The sequence below is a fragment of the Fulvimarina thalattae genome (assembly GCF_040239565.1).
In the GTDB taxonomy this organism is placed as follows: domain Bacteria; phylum Pseudomonadota; class Alphaproteobacteria; order Rhizobiales; family Rhizobiaceae; genus Fulvimarina.
The window spans coordinates 118,534-135,447 of the sequence record NZ_JBEHWS010000003.1 but is presented as its reverse complement, the minus strand read 5'-3'; the positions used below and the strand labels follow the sequence as shown (position 1 = coordinate 135,447).

The window sequence follows — 16,914 nt, the reverse complement described above, 5'->3', positions numbered from 1 at the left end:
CACCCGCGATCAATCGTCGAGCGGGAAGCTCTCGGCGAGTTCGTCGGCCCGGCGGTCGCGGAGGGCGGAGATGCTGTCGAGTTCGTGGCGCTTCAGATAGCGAAGAAGCTCGTTGAGGATGGCGCTCGGCAGGCCGGGGCCGCCATAGACGAGGGCCGTGTAGATCTGGACGAGATCGGCCCCGGCCTCGACCTTTTCGATGAGGCCTGCCGTGTCGGATACGCCGCCGACACCGATAAGCGGCATATCGGGACCAAGCGCCTTGCGGAAATGGGCGAGAACGCTGGTCGCGCGGGCCCGGAGAGGCTTGCCGGAGAGGCCGCCCGTTTCGTGAGCGGCTGCGTGACCCTCGACCCCGGCGCGGGAGAGGGTGGTGTTGGAGACGATCAGCCCATCGACCTTCCGCTTTTTCGCGGTCTTCGCGATCTCGGCGATCTGTGTCTTCGTCAGGTCCGGCGCGACCTTGAGGAAGACCGGCACCTTGGGGCTCGCCGAGACGGCTGCTTCGCCGTTGCGGGCGGCGATGACGTGTTCCAGCAGCCGGTCGAGCTCCTTCGTGGCTTGGAGATCGCGCAGGCCCGGCGTGTTGGGCGAGGAAATGTTGACCGTGAGATAGGAGGCAAGGGGCGCGAAGCTGGCGACGCCTTCCACATAGTCGGCCACGCGGTCCGTCGCGTTCTTGTTGGCACCGATATTGGCACCGACGATGCCGGCCTTGCGCTGGCGTTCGGCGAGCCTCTCCACCGCATCTGCATGGCCGCAGTTGTTGAAGCCGAACCGGTTGATGACCGCGCCGTGCCTTTTGAGGCGGAAGAGGCGCGGCTTGGGATTGCCGTCCTGAGGCTGTGGCGTGAGCGTGCCGACCTCGACGAAGCCGAAGCCGAGCCGCAGGAGCCGGTCCGGAACCTCGGCGTTCTTATCGTAGCCGGCAGCGAGCCCAAGCGGGTTCGGAAAGGAAAGGCCGGCGACCTTGACCCGGAGCCGATCGTCTACCGGGATGCGACCACCCCTGGCGAGGCCGAGCTTGATGGCCTTTATCGAGAGATCATGCGCCTTTTCCGGGTCCATGCGGAAAAGCGCTGGCCGAGCGAGGCGATAGAGGGCTGTCACGATGCCGCTCCGGAAAGAGCATCGGGGAAGACGTGGCGGCCGTCTTCATCGAGTGGCAGCGATTTTTCCCAGATGACGGTGTCGATAGAGAGCGGCGCGTGGAGGTGCGGGAACAGCGCGCCGCCGCGCGAGGGCTCCCACTTCAGCGCATCGCCGAACTGATCGGGATCGACGGCGAGAAGATGGAGATCGTGCTTTCCCGCGAAATGTTTGGCTGCCGTCTCGCGAACCTGATCGGCGGTCGAGAAATGGATGTAGCCATCTGCGATATCGACAGGAGCGCCGTCGAAGCGTCCAGCTTCGTTGAAAGCATCCCACTGGTCGTGGGTCAGGATTTTGTAGATCGGATCGGCCATGGAAAAGCCTTGAGCCGACTTGTCGGTTGAATCAACCGCCCACAGGCTACGGGAGCTGCTATCAACAGGACTTCGCTCACCGAGCGACCGGCCTCATTGCATCCCGGCCTGCTCATCGACGCGCTCCCCGCTCTTGGCCTTGCCGGCCTTGTGCTCGGCGGTGCGATGTCGGGCTGTCTGCCAGATGATGTGGAGAAGACCGGCAAGACGGCTCTTCGGCCCAAGGCCCGCTTCCACATGGGCAAGGGCCGAACGCATGTGCCTGTCAATCTGTTCTTCCGTCGAGGACCGGCCGATCATCGAGACGATCGTCGATTTGCCGGCATCCTGGCCGATGTCTTTCCCGATCGAGACGGCCGTCTGGCTGTCGTCGAGGAGATCGTCGAGAAGCTGGAAAGCTAGGCCCAGTTCGCGCGCAAAGGCTTCAAGCTCGCGACGGGTTTCCTGCGGCGCGCCGCTGCCGATCATGCCGATCTCGATGGCCGCGAGGAAGAGCGCGCCGGTCTTGAGTGCATTGGTGCGCGCGACATCGTCGGTCGAACCGCTGCCTCCCCTCAAATCGGCAAATTGGCCGGCGACGAGGCCGCTCGTGCCGACCGCCTTGCCGAGGGCAGCAACCGATCGGGTGCGCTGTTCGGGGTTGAGTGTCGGCGCTGCGGCCAGCAGTTCGAAGGCGCGCGAGACCATGGCGATGACGGCGAGAAGGGCGGTGTCCTCGCCATAAGCGACATGCGTGGGCGGCTGGCCGCGCCGAAGGGTCGCGTCGTCCATGCAGGGCAGGTCGTCCAGCACGAGCGAGGCGGTGTGGATGAGCTCGATCGCGCAGCCACCCTCGATGGCGGCCTCGACATCGCCGTTGAGATCGATTGCGGTCAGGACGGCCAGCATCGGACGCAGCCGCTTACCGGGCGCAAGCACGCTGGTTGCCATGGCGTCCCGCAGCTGCTCCTGGCCTTCGAGGCAGGCGGGCAGGATCTGCCCAAGGCGCTGCTCGATCCGGTTCAGGAGACGGGTGGCTTCCTCCGACGGCGTCGTACTCATGCGGCGACGTCCATGATACGCAGAGACAACTTGATCTCGATCCCTTGAGCTTCCGGCCTGTTCAATTCCGATGCTAACACGGTTACAGCGAAATTCGACCGGGAAATGAATGCGCCTTGAATAACTGGCAAAACGTTAGGGCAGACAAGATTGGCCTCTGAAAACAAAGGATCAAAGGCCAGCGACATCGGGTCACGTAAGATCGATCATCTCGATATCGTGCTTGCGCAGGATGGTGGCGCGCGAAACGCCGCGACCGGGCTCGACCGGATCGTCTTCGAACATGTCGCGCTGCCGGAGCTTTCGCTCGAGGAAATTGACCTGTCGGTGTCCTTTCTCGGAAAGAAGCTTCAAGCGCCGCTGTTGATCTCCTCCATGACCGGCGGGCCGGAAAGAGCGGCCCGGATCAATACCCATCTCGCCGAAGCCGCTGAGGCGTTGGGTATTGCCCTCGCAGTGGGATCTCAACGTGTCGCGCTGGAAGGGCGCGGCGGCGGCGGTCTCGATGGTTCGCTGCGTCAGCGGGCGCCCTCGGTGCCGCTCCTTTCGAATATCGGCGGGGCGCAGTTCGTGCTCGGCTATGGTGAGACGGAAGCGATGCGCGCGGTGGAGATGATCGGGGCGGATGCTTTGATAATTCATCTCAACCCGCTTCAGGAAGCGGTTCAGACGGGCGGGGATACGAACTGGCGGGGTGTCCTTTCCGCAATCGAACGTCTGTGTTCGAAGCTCTCCGTACCGGTCGTCGTCAAGGAAGTCGGCGCCGGGATTTCCGGCGCGGTCGCGAATCGGCTGGTCGATGCCGGTGTGTCCGCGATCGATGTAGCGGGGGCAGGCGGTACGAGCTGGGCGAAGGTGGAAGCGGCGCGCGCCGCTGATCCACGACAGAAGGCGATCGCCGAGCTCTTTGCCGGCTGGGGTATCGGAACGGCGCGTGCGGTTGCAGATATCAGGAGGGTCTGTCCGGACACGCCGGTCATCGCTTCGGGCGGCATCCGCAACGGCATCGAGGTTGCTCAGGCGATTCGCTGCGGCGCCGATCTCGTGGGGCAGGCGGCAGCAACCCTGAAGGCGGCCGAAACGTCGGTAGAGGCATTGATGGCGCATTTCGAGGACGTCATCCGGACGCTGCGGATCGTCTGCTTCTGTACGGGCTCCGGCTCGATCGAAGCCCTGAAAAAGGCTCCGCTTCTCGATCCGCCCGCCTTTCTCGGCACCCGATAGGCCGATCCGAAATCACTGCTCGCCTGGTCGCCATGCGGTTGGTCATCCAAGTAGCGATATCCGGACCTTGCCCTTGGGCCCGCCTCATAGTGTAAGGAGGCCTCGACAGGTCCGTGCAGCCTTGGGAGAAACCGTCATGCCATCGTCGCTCGACGCTTACTTGAGATCCGCACTAGATGCGGATGAAGGCCAGCGCCGCATCGCCGAGGCGATCCGCCATCTCTGCACGGCGTCGGTGAAGGTGCGAAACCAGATCATCGAGGGCGGCAGCAATCTCGGCGAGCAGCGCGGCGACACAAACACGGACGGTGATGTTCAGAAGGAACTCGACGTCCTTGCGGACAAGGCGTTCCTTCAGGCCGCGAAGGACTCGGGCTTCGTGTTCTTCGGTTCGGAGGAGCAGGAAGGGCCGGTCACCCTCGACGAGAACGGCGACTTCGCCATCGCCATCGATCCGCTGGACGGCTCGTCCAACATCTCGACCAATGTCTCGATCGGCACGATCTTTTCCATCCTTCCGGTAACCGATGCTCATCGCACGGACCCGAAGACCGTCTTCATGCAGACAGGCGCGAATCAGCTTGCCGCGGGCTTCTTCGTCTACGGGCCGCAGCTCCAGCTTGTGCTGACTGTCGGCGACGGCACGCATGTGTTCCTGTTTTCACCGAAGTTCGGCGGTTTCGTCGAGCAGACCGCCTCCGTGTCGATCGCCGACAAGGCGAAAGAGTTCTCGGTGAACATGTCGAACTACCGGCATTGGGACTCGCATATCCGAAACTATGTCGACGATCTGCTGGCCGGCGAGGAGGGCCCTCGCGATCGGGAATTCGGTATGCGGTATGTCGGCTCGCTGGTGGCCGACGCCTATCGCATCCTGCAACGGGGCGGGGTGTTTCTTTATCCTGCCGACGAGCGCAAGGGCTATCAGAAGGGCCGGCTGCGGCTGATGTACGAGGCGAACCCGGTGGCGATGCTCGTTGAGCAGGCCGGCGGTGCCGCGACCGATGGCACGACGCGCATTCTCGATATCGAGCCCGAGGGCCTGCATGTAAGAACGCCGTTGGTCTTCGGCTCCAAGCGCGAGGTCGAGCGGATCGAGCGCTATATCGCGGATCCCGACGCGCTCGCCGACCGCTCGCCGCTGTTCGGAAAACGAACTCTCTTCAGGCCGTAAAGCGCCGCCGTGTAATCAAGCGTTTCAATGTCCGCCAAACATCCCATCATCGCGATCACCGGCTCTTCAGGCGCTGGGACGACCTCGGTCAAGGATATCTTCGACCAGATCTTCCGGCGTGAGAATGTCGACGCTGCCTTCATCGATGGCGACGCGTTCCACCGCTATGACCGCGATGCGATGCGGGTGAAGATGGCGACCGAAACGGCAGGCGGGAACACGACGTTCTCGCATTTTTCGCCAGAAGCCAATCTGCTGGAAGACCTGCGCGACGTCTTCGACGAATACGGCCGCAAGGGCACGGGCCGCACGCGGCATTACATTCATGACGACCGGGAGATGGAGCAGTACGGCCTGCCGGAGGGCAAGTTCACCGAATGGCAGCCGCTGCACGAAAACTCCGATCTGCTTTTTTACGAGGGTCTTCATGGCTGCGTGAAGACGGGTACGATCGATCTCGCGCGTTACCCGGACCTGAAGATCGGCGTCGTGCCGGTGATCAATCTCGAATGGATCCAGAAGATTCACCGGGACAAGTCGACGAGAGGGTATTCCACAGAGGCCGTGATGGACACGATCCTCAGGCGCATGCCGGACTACGTGAAATATATCTGTCCGCAATTTGCCCAGACCGATATCAACTTCCAACGGGTGCCGATCGTCGATACGTCGAACCCGTTCATCGCGCGCTGGATTCCGACGCCGGACGAATCCATGATCGTCATCCGCTTCGCCAATCCGCGCGGCATCGACTTTCCCTATCTTTTGTCGATGATCCCGCACAGCTTCATGTCACGGGCCAATTCCATCGTCGCGCCGGGTGCCAAGCTCGATATCGCGATGCAATTGATCCTGACCCCATTGATTCTGAAACTGATGGAGCGCAAACGACGCGCATCCTGATGACTTTTTACGCTTGCCGAGAAAGCTGACCGCCATGCTGGATAAACCATCGCCCGAGACCACCGATCGCAATCCGCGGGATATGGCGAACGCCATCCGCGCGCTCGCCATGGACGCCGTGCAGAAGGCGAATTCCGGACATCCGGGCATGCCGATGGGCATGGCGGACGTCGCGACCGTTCTGTTCCAGAAATTCATGCGGGTCGATCCGTCGAAGCCAAACTGGCCGAACCGCGACCGCTTCGTGCTTTCGGCGGGCCACGGCTCGATGCTGCTTTATGCGATCCATCATCTGCTCGGTTACGAGGATATGCCGATCGAGCAGATCAAGGATTTCCGTCAGCTCGGCAGCCGCACCGCCGGCCATCCAGAATATGGCCATGCGGCCGGTATCGAGACGACGACGGGTCCGCTCGGGCAGGGCCTTGCGACATCCGTCGGCATGGCGATCGGCGAGCGGCTGATGAATGCGCGCTTCGGGGACGATCTCGTCGATCACTATACCTATGTGATCGCGGGCGACGGCTGCCTGATGGAAGGTATCAGCCACGAAGCAATCGATCTCGCGGGGACGCTGAAGCTGAACAAGCTGATCGTCCTTTGGGACGACAACGGTATCTCGATCGACGGCAAGGTGGAGATCGCTTCCAAGACCGATCAAGTCGCGCGCTTCGAGGCTGCCGGCTGGAAGACCTTCTCGGTCGACGGCCATGACGAGGCCGCTGTGGAAAAGGCGATCGAAGAAGCACGCAAGAGCGATCGGCCGGCTTTCATCGCTTGCAAGACGGTGATCGGCTATGGCGCGCCCAACAAGGCCGGCACCCACAAGGTGCACGGCGAGGCCCTCGGCGACGACGAGATCGCGCTCGCCCGCAAGGAGCTGGTCTGGGATTCAGAGCCCTTCGAATTGCCGGACGCCGTCGTGAAGGGTTGGCGTGAAGTTTCCGCCAAGGGCCGCGAGGCGCGCGAGGCCTGGGAGCGCAAGATCGCCGACCATCCCGAGCGCGAGCGCTTCGAGGCGTTTTCCTCCGGCACGCTGCCGGCGGGCTTTACGGGCGAGATGCTGAACTTCCGCAATGCGCTGTTGCAGGACAAGCCGAAGGTCGCGACCCGCAAGGCCTCGGAAATGACGCTGGAAGTCGTCAACCGCGTGGTCGAGACGACCATCGGCGGGTCGGCGGACCTCACCGGCTCGAACAACACGAAGACCAAGGACCTGAAGCCGGTGACGGCGGAGGATTTCTCCGGCCGCTACATCCATTACGGCGTTCGCGAGCACGGCATGTCCGCAGCCATGAACGGGCTCTCGCTCTATGGCGGATTGATCCCCTACGGCGGCACCTTCCTCGTCTTCTCCGACTATGCGCGTGGCGCCATGCGGCTTTCGGCGCTGATGGGCAAGCGGGTCGTCTATGTGCTGACCCACGATTCGATCGGTCTCGGCGAGGATGGCCCGACCCATCAGCCGGTCGAGCACCTCACAATGCTGCGCGCGACGCCGAATATGCTGGTTTTCCGCCCCTGCGACGTGATCGAGACGGTGGAGGCCTGGGAGGCTGCGCTGCTCGAACACGACCGGCCATCGGTGCTTGCGCTGACCCGCCAGGGCCTGCCGACGGTGCGTGAGGATATCTCGGAGAACCACAGCCTGAAAGGCGGCTACGTCCTGAAGGAAGCCGCCGGCGAGCGGGACGTCACCCTCATGGCGTCGGGCTCCGAGGTGGAGGTCGCGCTGAAGGCCGCCGAAGCTCTGAAAGGCCAGGGGCTGAATGCCGCGGTCGTTTCGATGCCCTGCATGGAGCTTTTCGCCGAACAGGACGACGCCTATAGGGCCTCTGTTCTGGGCTCCGTGCCGCGTGTCGCGATCGAGGCCGGCGTGCGAATGAGCTGGGATCGCTGGCTCGGCGATCGTGGGCGTTTCGTCGGTATGACGGGCTTCGGCGCTTCCGGGCCCGGACCGAAGCTCTTCGAACATTTCGGCATCACGCCGGACAAGGTGGTCGAGGCCGCGAAGGACGCTGCCGCCTGAGGCGCGCCCCAAAACGAAGTCCGGGGCGATCGCGGGAAGCGTTCGCCCCTTTTTCATCGAGCCGCAAGAAAGGCGAGAGATGAGTGAAGTTCTGATCGCACCCTCGATCCTTTCGGCGGATTTCGCGCGGCTCGGCGAGGAAATTCGCGCCGTCGACGAGGCAGGCGCCGACTGGATCCATCTCGACGTGATGGACGGGCACTACGTGCCGAACATCACCTTCGGCCCGCCGATCATCAAGGCGGTGCGCGGCGCTTCGAAGAAGGTGTTCGACTGCCACCTGATGATCGAGCCCTGCGACCCATATCTGAAAGCCTTCGCCGATGCCGGCTGCGACGTGATCACGGTGCACGCCGAGGCGACGACGCATTTGGCGCGTTCGCTTGCTGCCATCCGCGAGCTTGGCGTGAAGGCGGGCGTCTCGCTGAATCCGTCGACGCCGGAAAGCTTCATCGAATATGTGGTCGATCAGGTGGACCTTATCCTGCTGATGACCGTAAATCCGGGCTTTGGCGGCCAGAAATTCATCCATCCGGTGGTGGAGAAGGTCCGCCGCGTGAAGCAAATGATCGGCGACCGCGATATCCGCATCGAAATCGATGGCGGCGTGACGACCGAGACGGCCCCGCTGGTGGTCGAGGCGGGAGCGGACGTGCTTGTCGCCGGCTCGGCGGTCTTCAAAGGCGGAACGCCGGAGAGCTATGCCGCGAACATGCAGGCGATCCGCAAGGCTTGCGGTTGAAGTTCTGGCGGCGCGGTCTTTTATCGCGCGCCGCCCGATTGCTTTTCCCTGAGCCTATCTCCGAAAGCTCAGAGCTTCACCGTCCGCAGCCTGAGCGCGTTTCCGATCACGGAGACCGAGGATAGGCTCATCGCCGCTGCCGCGATCATGGGCGAAAGGAGCAGGCCGAAGACCGGGTAGAGGATGCCCGCCGCAATCGGCACGCCGACGGCGTTGTAGGCGAAGGCGAAGAAAAGGTTCTGCTTGATGTTGCGGATCGTCGCCTCGGCAAGGTGGCGGGCACGGACGATGCCGCCGAGATCGCCCTTCACCAGCGTCATGCCGGCGCTCTCCACCGCCACGTCGGCCCCGGTGCCCATGGCGATCCCCACATCGGCCGCCGCAAGAGCCGGCGCGTCATTGATGCCGTCGCCGGCCACCGCGACCTTGCCGCCCTTCGAACGCAGGTCTTCGACCAGAGCTTGCTTGTCCTCAGGCGAGAGCCCGGCGCGAACCTCGTCGATGCCGAGTTCCTTCGCGACGGCCTTTGCCGTGCGCTCGTTGTCGCCGGTTGCCATGACGATGCGGATGCCGCTGTCGTGCAGCGAGCGAATCGCATCGGCGCTCGACGACTTCACAGGATCTGCCACGGCGACGACACCGGCGAGGTTTCCGCCGATCGCGACGAACATCGCGGTCTTGCCCTCGGTCTGAAGCGTTTCGGCCTTCTCGGAGAGGGCGGCGATGTCGACGCCTTCCTGATCCATCATGGCCTTGTTGCCGAGCGCGACCTTCTGGCCCGCGACCGAACCCTTTACGCCCTTGCCGGTGACGGAGTCGAAATCGCTTGCGTCCTCAAGCTTTCCATCCCGCTCCTTCGCGCCCGAGACGATCGCTTCGGCGAGGGGATGCTCCGAGCCGCGTTCGAGCGAGGCCGCGGCGGTGAGGAGCTTCGCCTCGTCGACGCCATCGGCCGTGATCACATCGGTCAGCTTCGGCTTGCCCTCGGTGAGCGTGCCGGTCTTGTCGACGACAAGCGTGTCGATCTTCTCGAAGCGCTCCAGCGCCTCGGCATCCTTGATGAGGACGCCGGCGGAGGCACCACGCCCGGTCGCCGTCATGATCGACATGGGCGTTGCGAGCCCCAGAGCGCAGGGGCAGGCGATGATGAGGACCGAGACTGCCGCCACTAGCGCATGGGCGAGCGCCGGCTGCGGGCCGACGAGGCCCCAGGCGATGAAGGCGATCACCGCGACGCCAACGACGGCCGGCACGAAATAGCCGGCCACCTTGTCCGCAAGGCCCTGAATCGGCGCACGCGAACGCTGGGCGGTCGCGACCATCTCGACGATGCGCGAGAGGGTCGTGTCCTCGCCGACGGCATGCGCCTCCATGACGAATGAGCCGGATTTGTTCAACGTGCCGCCGGTGACGGTGTCGCCCTTTTCCTTGGTCACGGGCATCGGCTCGCCGGTGATCATCGATTCGTCGATCGACGAGCCACCTTCGACGACCGTTCCGTCCACTGGTACGCTCTCGCCGGGGCGAACGCGAAGACGGTCGCTTTCCTTCAGCGCGTCGAGTTCGACATCCTCTTCCGAGCCATCGGATTTGATGCGGCAGGCGGTTTTCGGGGCGAGATCCATAAGCGCGCGGATGGCCGAGCCGGTTCGCTCGCGCGCCTTCAGCTCGAGCACCTGGCCCACGAAGATCAGCGCGACGATGACGGCGGAGGCCTCGAAATAGACCGGCACCACGCCGTTTTCGCGGAAGGATGGCGGGAATAGACCCGGGAAGATCGTCGCGACGACCGAGTAGCCATAGGCCGCGCCGACGCCGATGGCGATCAGCGTCCACATGTTCGGCGATTTGTTGACGATCGAGGCCCAGCCGCGCTTGAAGAAGGGAAGGGCGGCCCAGAGAACGACCGGCGTCGCGAGAGCGAACTCGATCCAGACGGCAAGGCTCTCGCCAAACCAGCCGCGCACCGGCAGGCCGATCATCGGCCCCATGGTGAGGATGAGAAGCGGCACCGCGCAGAGCGCCGAGACCCAGAGGCGGCGGGTGAAGTCGACGAGCTCGGGATTCGGTCCCTCGTTCGGGTCTGGTGCGCCCATCGGCTCCAGCGCCATGCCGCATTTCGGGCAGTCGCCGGGACCATCCTGGACGATTTCCGGATGCATGGGGCAGGTATATTGCGTGCCCTTGGGCGCGGGCTTCGGCTTGTCGGACTCGCTCAGATGCGCGTCTGGATCGGCCTCGAACTTCGACTGGCAGTGGCTCGAACAGAAATAGAAGCGCTGGCCCTCGTGCTTGGCCATGTGCTCGGCGCTCGCCCGGTCGACGCTCATGCCGCAGACCGGGTCCTTCGCGGTGAGATAGTCCTCCGGTGCCGCCTCGAACTTTTTGCGGCAGCCGTCGCAGCAGAAATGGAATGTCCGGCCGTCATGTTCGGTGGAGGGCTTGCCGGCGTTCGGATCGACCGTCATGCCGCAGACGGGGTCTCGGATGACGGCAGATGTATCTCCGTGATCATGGAGGCCGTGGGCATGATCATGACTGTGGTGATGTTCGTGCCCATGCGTCTTCGATGATTCGGTTCGCTGGTCCATGCTTCAACCCGCTCGTGGATTTGCTCTCGGAAAGAGATGTGGGGCTTCCACCTACTGGAAGGTCAAGCTTCTCGGTGAAATCGTTGAATTTTTCGTTTGCCAGCTCCAAGCGCATCGCCGCGCATTGCGGTCCAGTCAGCAGCGATTAGATACGGCTCTCGCGACAATGCCGGGGGCGTTCGTCGCTCAAGAACCGCGCCGCAGGGTGATCCGGTCCACGAATCACGTCAGGGAGTATCGAAGTGGAAAGTCTATCGACCGGTTCGGGCGGCGGGGACGCCATCCCATTGTGGATCTGGCTCTCGACCATCGCCGGTATCGCCGGGCTCTTCGTCTTCGACTTCATGACTCATGTGCGCAAGGCACACGAGCCGAGTTTCAAGGAAGCGGCGATCTGGTCGGCTTTCTATATGGGGCTGGCGCTGGTCTTCGGCGGAGCGCTCTGGCTCGTTTGGGACCACAAGCACGGGCTGGAATTCTTCGCTGGATTCATCACGGAAAAGAGCCTGTCGGTCGACAATCTCTTCGTCTTCGTGATCATCATGAAGAGTTTCCAGGTGCCGCGCGAGGACCAGCAGAAGGCGCTTCTGATCGGCATCGTGCTGGCGCTCATCATGCGCGGCATCTTCATCGCGCTGGGCGCAGCGGCGATCAACCAGTTCTCCTGGATCTTCTATCTCTTCGGCCTTTTCCTGCTCGCGACGGCGGCGAAGCTCGCCTTTGACAGCTTCGCGCACCAGAAGACGACGGACGAGGAATACGAGCCGAACTTCATAGTGAAATGGTTCGACCGGACCTTCCCCTCGACCTCGGAGTTCCATGGCAATGCGCTCTTCATTCGGGAGAACGGCAAGCGGCTGATGACGCCGATGATGGTGGTCATCGTCGCCCTCGGCATGACCGATCTTTTGTTCGCGCTCGATTCGATCCCGGCGATCTACGGGCTGACGAACTCGCCCTATATCGTCTTCACGACCAACGCCTTTGCCCTGCTCGGCCTTCTCCAGCTCTACTTCCTGCTGGGCGGGCTTCTCGACCGGCTCGTCTATCTCGGCTTTGGCCTCGCCCTCATTCTCGGCTTCATCGGCGTAAAGCTCGTCTTCCACGCCATGGAGAAGAACACGCTGCCCTTCCTCAATGACGGTCAGCCGATCGAATGGGTGCCGCACATCACCACCGGATGGTCGCTCGTCGTCATCATCGGCATCCTCGTCGTTACGACGATAGCAAGCTTGATGCGTACCGGCTTTTCCGGCTTTAGCGAGAAGCAGAGCGACAAGTCGGCGCACTGAACGGCCTGATGATCTGGAGAGAGATGTGAGTTCCGCGAGCAACGACGAGGGCGAGCCGAATCGCGACGATGACCTTCAGTCTCCCACGGTGAAAAGGACGCCGGAGGAATGGGCCGAACGGCGCAGCGCGCTTGAGAAGAAACTTGCCGCGCGCTCGGCCACCCGCGCCCATGAGGCCGAACGGCAAAGCGGCTCTGGCTCCAGCATGAAGGGAATCGCCGAGGGTCTGAAGCTCGCGAGCGAATTCGCCGCAGGGATCATTGTCGGAGGCGGTCTTGGGTTCGTTATCGACACATATGCCGGGACGAGCCCCTTCGGGCTTATCGTCTTTCTGATGCTCGGTTTCGCGGCGGGCATTCGCAACGTGCTGCGTTCAGTCGGTCCGAAGCCGGCCAAACCGATGGAACACCGTGAGAATTCCGATCGTCCGCCGGAAAACGCAAAGGATTCCTAGATATCGCGCCTCATCGGCCCAGATGGGGTGTTGCGAAGACGAATTTCAGCGGCTATTGCCATGGCCGGCTCGCAAGGACGCGATAGACGTTTCGACAAGGACCTCAGAGTTTGGCAACAGACCCGACCGATCCGATTCACCAATTCAATATCTTTCCGCTCGTTCCCATCGAGATCGGCGGACTTGATTTCTCGTTTACGAATTCGGCGCTCTTCATGGTGGCGACAGCCGGCTTGACGGCTGGTTTCATCTATTATTCGACGCGCGGCCGGGGTCTTGTTCCGGGCCGCCTGCAGTCGATGACGGAACTCACCTACGAATTCACCGCGAACATGCTGCGGGACGCGGCCGGCACGGCCGGCATGCGCTTCTTCCCCTTCGTGTTCTCGATCTTCACCTTCATTCTGGTTGCCAACCTGATCGGAATGTTCCCGTACTTCTTTACGGTGACGAGCCATCTCATTGTCACGTTCGCCCTGGCGATGCTGGTGATGGCGGTGGTCGTCGGCTACGGCATCAAGAAGCACGGCGTGAAATTCTTCAACGTGTTCGTGCCTGAAGGGGTGCCCGCGATACTGATGCCGCTCGTCGTGCTGATCGAAATCATCTCGTTCCTGTCGCGGCCGGTTTCGCTCTCGGTTCGTCTCTTCGCGAACATGCTTGCCGGTCACATCACGCTGAAGGTCTTTGCAGGCTTCGTCGTCTCCTTGAGCGCGTTCGGCGCGCTTGGTGTCGTCGGTTCGATCCTGCCGTTCCTCATGGCTGTCGCACTGACGGCCCTCGAATTCCTGGTCGCCGCCCTGCAGGCATACGTCTTTGCGGTGCTGACCTGCCTCTACCTCAATGATGCTGTCCATCCGGGCGCACACTAGGTCACAGCTTCATCCAGGAAACAACGGGCGGTGAAAGCCGCCGCAAACAAGTCCGCACACGAGACAAATTCAAAAGGAGTCCTCACATGGAAGCGGAAGCAGCGAAGTTCATCGGCGCCGGTCTTGCCTGCCTCGGAATGGGCGGTGCGGGCATCGGCCTCGGCACCATCTTCGGCCAGTATCTGGCAGGTGCCCTGCGCAATCCGTCGGCAGCCGACGGCCAGTTCGGCCGCCTCATCTTCGGCTTCGCCGTGACGGAAGCGCTCGGCATCTTCTCGCTCCTCGTCGCCCTGCTTCTCCTCTTCGCCGTCTGATCCAGACGACAAGAGCAGATTTCAGGCATGAAACGGCCGGCGGCTTCAGCCGCCGGTCTTTGGAATTCGGCGGAGTGATTTGATGTTCATGACCGAAGCTTTCGCGCAGGAAGCGGGATCGGCCGGCGAGGGCCATGGCGATCCAACGGAAGGAACGCACAGCGAGACCTCGGGTGGCGCTGGCGGCCACGAAGCCGGCTTTCCGCCGTTCAATTCCGAATTCTTTCCCTCCCAGCTTCTGTGGCTGGCGATCACGTTCGGTGTCTTCTACTGGGTTCTGAAGAACGTTCTCGTTCCTCGGGTCGGCGGCATTCTCGAAAATCGCCGCGACCGCATCGCCCTCGACATGGAGGCGGCGGAGCGCGCCAAGCAGGATGCCGACGAAGCGCAGGCTGCCTACGAGCAGGAGCTTGCGGAGGCCCGCGAGCGCGCACACAACATAGCGCAGGAAGCGCGCAACGAAGCCCGCAATGAGGCCGACGCCCAGCGCAACAAGCTGGAGGCCGAACTCGACGCCCGCATCGACGAAGCACGTGCCCGCATCGCGACGGCGAAGAGTTCCGCCATGGACGAGATGAACGTGATGGCGACGGATGTGGCCGAGACGATCCTGCGTGATGTCGTGAAGATCGACGTCTCGCGCGACGAGGTCGAATCGGCCGTCGCTGAAACGCGGGGCTAAGGAGAAGAGAATGGACAATACATTCTGGACGTTTATCGCCCTTCTTGCCTTCTTCGCGGTGGTCGTCTACGTGAAGGGCTTCCGGCGCATCAACGACTCGCTGGATGAGCGCTCGAAGCGAATCCAGTCGGAGCTCGAAGAGGCACGTGAGCTGAAGGAAGAGGCCAAGCAGCAGCTGGCCGAATATCAGCGTCGTCGCCGTGAAGCCGAGCAGGAAGCCCAGGACATTATCGAGGCGGCCAAGCGCGAGGCCCAGCAGATGCTGGCCGAGACGGCTAAGAAGAACAAGGAATTCGTCGAGCGCCGCACGGCGATGGCCGAAGACCAGATCGCACAGGCTGAGTCCGATGCCCGCAAGGAAATCCGCGCGACTGCGGTCGATATCGCGGTTGCGGCCGCAGCCCGAGTGATTTCGCAGCGTGACGGCGCGGGCCAGTCGGTTTCGGAATCGATCGCGGCGGTGCGTCAACGTCTGAACTGATCGGCGGTCTTTGCTGTTATTTTTTGATTGGGCTCGGGCGTTCGTCCGGGCCCATTTCGTTTTAGACTGCCTTCTCGGAAGCGCGTCCGCGCGCGATGTGGAAACTTGCTGGCGCCCGTTTCGATTTTGATATCGGATCGGATGTTCTGGCTAAAGCGCATTGGTTTGGCAGGCTCTAATCATGCTCGTCCTCGAAAACATCATTTCGGATCGGGGCTCGAAATACGCGGTCTCCGGCGCGCCCTGTTCGAGCGAGGCGGACGCGAAAGCACTTGTCGATTCGCTGAAGCGCAAAAAGAAATTCGCCAAGGCGACCCATCATTCCTGGGCCTTTCTCACCGAGAGCGGACCCGCGAAGAACGATGACGGTGAAGCGGGCGCGGGCATGGTGATCGTACGCATGCTGGAGCGCGCGGAACTCCTCGATCACTTAGTCGTCGTCACACGGTGGTATGGCGGCAAGCATCTCGGCGGGGATCGGTTTCGTCATGTTCAGGATGCTGTGCGCCTCTATCTCGATCATCGGGAACGCTAAACCTGCTGAAGCGAGACGGGAAGCTGGAAACCGATGTTCCGCCCGCCCCCCTGCGGGCAAGGACTATGAATCGCTTGATCCTGCCGGACGAATGAATTGAGCCGCAGGGTCGGTCAACACTCGGCGAAGGGCTTTAACGCAGCTCGAACTGCCGTCGGTCATTCGAGAGCAGGGCTTTCAAATATTCGCCGATAAAAGAATGCCGTGGCGCTCTCAAGAAAAGCAGACAGGGAAGTGGTTACCGGCGTTCGATCTCATTGGAGAAGAGACCGAGATAAAAGCTCGATACCTATCGAAGTGGGCGGAAGCTCATGCGATGTATCGGTGTAGGCCCAAGCTCGGTGATAGCGGTGAGATGGGTGGCACTGCCATAGCCCACATTCGAGGCAAAGCCGTAGCCGGGATAGACCCGGTCGGCGTGCTGCATCATGCGATCGCGCTGGACCTTGGCGACGATCGAGGCCGCTGCAATCGAGACGCTGACCGCGTCTCCCTTGATTATCGCCGTCCCGCGCGCGGCCCAGGACGGCGGGACATCTCTTCCGTCGAAGAGTGCGTGAGCGGGCTGGATTGCGAGTTGTCCGAGCGCTTGGGTCATCGCCTTCAGTGTGGCCTGACGGATGTTGATGACATCGATTTCCCTTGCCGAGACCGAGGCGATGGCGACATGGGCGGTCGCAAGAATTTCCTCGAACAGCCGGTCGCGAGCTTTCGCCGTCAGCTTTTTGGAATCATTGATACCGTCCGGTATCGTTTCGGCGTTTTCGAACACCACAGCGGCCGCAAGGACCGGACCGGCGAGCGGACCGCGGCCGACCTCATCCACCCCGGCGATCCATTCGGCGCCAGCTTCGAGAAGCGCCGACTCGCGCGAGAAGTCAGGCTTCGGCTTGAGCGAGACCCCGCCTGTGGATCCATTTTTCTGTCGGGTGCGGACAGTCGCCGATCTGACGGCTGTCGTGATGGGAGGGGGCGGAGAATCAGAAGAAGGGCGAGCCATGGTGCGGCAAGACTTGCGCAAACTCCGATTCTCCTCAAGGCCGCGCGCTGTTCATGGTGGTGGCGACGCACAACCTTGTTTCACGATAGCGGCTTATCGTGATCCTGTTTTGTT

Annotated in this window: 17 protein-coding genes; 12 read left to right on the top strand and 5 right to left on the bottom strand. The window is 62.4% G+C overall.

Features of this window, described 5'->3' with window-relative positions; genetic code table 11:
- Nucleotides 1-9: 9 nt before the first annotated feature.
- The 3 genes from ABRA89_RS05400 to ABRA89_RS05390 all read right to left on the bottom strand — a co-directional run bounded on the left by ABRA89_RS05400 (nucleotide 10) and on the right by ABRA89_RS05390 (nucleotide 2,507).
- On the bottom strand, nucleotides 10-1,110 hold the full coding sequence (locus tag ABRA89_RS05400) for a quinone-dependent dihydroorotate dehydrogenase (protein WP_349940430.1): 1,101 nt from the start codon (nucleotides 1,108-1,110) through the stop codon (nucleotides 10-12).
- Complete coding sequence (locus tag ABRA89_RS05395) at nucleotides 1,107-1,466, bottom strand: DUF952 domain-containing protein (RefSeq protein WP_349940429.1); 360 nt, start codon at nucleotides 1,464-1,466, stop codon at nucleotides 1,107-1,109. Before ABRA89_RS05395 ends, ABRA89_RS05400 begins: the two co-directional genes overlap by 4 nt.
- 93 nt (nucleotides 1,467-1,559) lie before the next feature.
- Nucleotides 1,560-2,507 (bottom strand): polyprenyl synthetase family protein, encoded by a 948-nt coding sequence (locus ABRA89_RS05390; protein ID WP_349940428.1) that lies wholly within the window; start codon nucleotides 2,505-2,507, stop codon nucleotides 1,560-1,562.
- A gap of 150 nt (nucleotides 2,508-2,657) precedes the next feature.
- Between ABRA89_RS05390 and fni the strand changes: the two genes are divergently transcribed.
- The 5 genes from fni to rpe all read left to right on the top strand — a co-directional run bounded on the left by fni (nucleotide 2,658) and on the right by rpe (nucleotide 8,579).
- Nucleotides 2,658-3,731 (top strand): type 2 isopentenyl-diphosphate Delta-isomerase, encoded by a 1,074-nt coding sequence (fni, locus tag ABRA89_RS05385; protein ID WP_349940427.1) that lies wholly within the window; start codon nucleotides 2,658-2,660, stop codon nucleotides 3,729-3,731.
- Between the two features lie 136 nt (nucleotides 3,732-3,867).
- On the top strand, nucleotides 3,868-4,905 hold the full coding sequence (locus ABRA89_RS05380; RefSeq protein ID WP_349940426.1) for a class 1 fructose-bisphosphatase: 1,038 nt from the start codon (nucleotides 3,868-3,870) through the stop codon (nucleotides 4,903-4,905).
- Nucleotides 4,906-4,932: 27 nt separating this feature from the next.
- Complete coding sequence (locus ABRA89_RS05375; RefSeq protein WP_349940425.1) at nucleotides 4,933-5,808, top strand: phosphoribulokinase; 876 nt, start codon at nucleotides 4,933-4,935, stop codon at nucleotides 5,806-5,808.
- 34 nt (nucleotides 5,809-5,842) lie between these two features.
- Nucleotides 5,843-7,837, top strand: coding sequence for a transketolase (gene tkt, locus ABRA89_RS05370; RefSeq protein WP_349940424.1), 1,995 nt, complete (start codon nucleotides 5,843-5,845; stop codon nucleotides 7,835-7,837).
- 79 nt (nucleotides 7,838-7,916) lie between these two features.
- Entirely contained in the window at nucleotides 7,917-8,579 is a 663-nt protein-coding gene (gene rpe / locus ABRA89_RS05365; protein ID WP_349940423.1) for a ribulose-phosphate 3-epimerase, read from the top strand.
- A gap of 68 nt (nucleotides 8,580-8,647) precedes the next feature.
- Here rpe and ABRA89_RS05360 read toward each other — a convergent pair whose 3' ends face one another.
- Nucleotides 8,648-11,170 (bottom strand): heavy metal translocating P-type ATPase, encoded by a 2,523-nt coding sequence (locus tag ABRA89_RS05360; protein WP_349940422.1) that lies wholly within the window; start codon nucleotides 11,168-11,170, stop codon nucleotides 8,648-8,650.
- A 242-nt stretch (nucleotides 11,171-11,412) separates the two neighbouring features.
- Here ABRA89_RS05360 and ABRA89_RS05355 point away from each other — a divergent pair, with 242 nt between their 5' ends.
- The 7 genes from ABRA89_RS05355 (at nucleotide 11,413) to ABRA89_RS05325 (ending at nucleotide 15,800) form a co-directional block, all read left to right on the top strand.
- Nucleotides 11,413-12,462, top strand: a complete 1,050-nt coding sequence (locus tag ABRA89_RS05355) for a TerC family protein (RefSeq protein ID WP_349940421.1) — start codon at nucleotides 11,413-11,415, stop codon at nucleotides 12,460-12,462.
- Between the two features lie 25 nt (nucleotides 12,463-12,487).
- Nucleotides 12,488-12,916, top strand: a complete 429-nt coding sequence (locus ABRA89_RS05350) for an AtpZ/AtpI family protein (RefSeq protein ID WP_349940420.1) — start codon at nucleotides 12,488-12,490, stop codon at nucleotides 12,914-12,916.
- Between the two features lie 110 nt (nucleotides 12,917-13,026).
- Nucleotides 13,027-13,788, top strand: coding sequence for a F0F1 ATP synthase subunit A (locus ABRA89_RS05345; RefSeq protein WP_349940419.1), 762 nt, complete (start codon nucleotides 13,027-13,029; stop codon nucleotides 13,786-13,788).
- 86 nt (nucleotides 13,789-13,874) lie between these two features.
- Nucleotides 13,875-14,102, top strand: a complete 228-nt coding sequence (locus tag ABRA89_RS05340) for a F0F1 ATP synthase subunit C (RefSeq protein ID WP_007067168.1) — start codon at nucleotides 13,875-13,877, stop codon at nucleotides 14,100-14,102.
- Nucleotides 14,103-14,184: 82 nt separating this feature from the next.
- Nucleotides 14,185-14,784 carry a F0F1 ATP synthase subunit B gene (locus tag ABRA89_RS05335; protein WP_349940418.1) on the top strand — a complete coding sequence of 200 codons (600 nt, stop codon included), beginning with the start codon at nucleotides 14,185-14,187 and terminating at the stop codon, nucleotides 14,782-14,784.
- 10 nt (nucleotides 14,785-14,794) lie between these two features.
- Complete coding sequence (locus ABRA89_RS05330; protein ID WP_349940417.1) at nucleotides 14,795-15,265, top strand: F0F1 ATP synthase subunit B family protein; 471 nt, start codon at nucleotides 14,795-14,797, stop codon at nucleotides 15,263-15,265.
- A 181-nt stretch (nucleotides 15,266-15,446) separates the two neighbouring features.
- The gene (locus ABRA89_RS05325) at nucleotides 15,447-15,800 is read left to right on the top strand and encodes a YigZ family protein (protein WP_349940416.1); all 354 of its coding nucleotides are present in this window, start codon (nucleotides 15,447-15,449) and stop codon (nucleotides 15,798-15,800) included.
- 289 nt (nucleotides 15,801-16,089) lie between these two features.
- Here the strand turns inward: ABRA89_RS05325 and ABRA89_RS05320 are convergent, their stop codons facing one another.
- On the bottom strand, nucleotides 16,090-16,800 hold the full coding sequence (locus tag ABRA89_RS05320) for a ribonuclease HII (RefSeq protein ID WP_349940415.1): 711 nt from the start codon (nucleotides 16,798-16,800) through the stop codon (nucleotides 16,090-16,092).
- Between the last annotated feature and the right edge of the window lie 114 nt (nucleotides 16,801-16,914).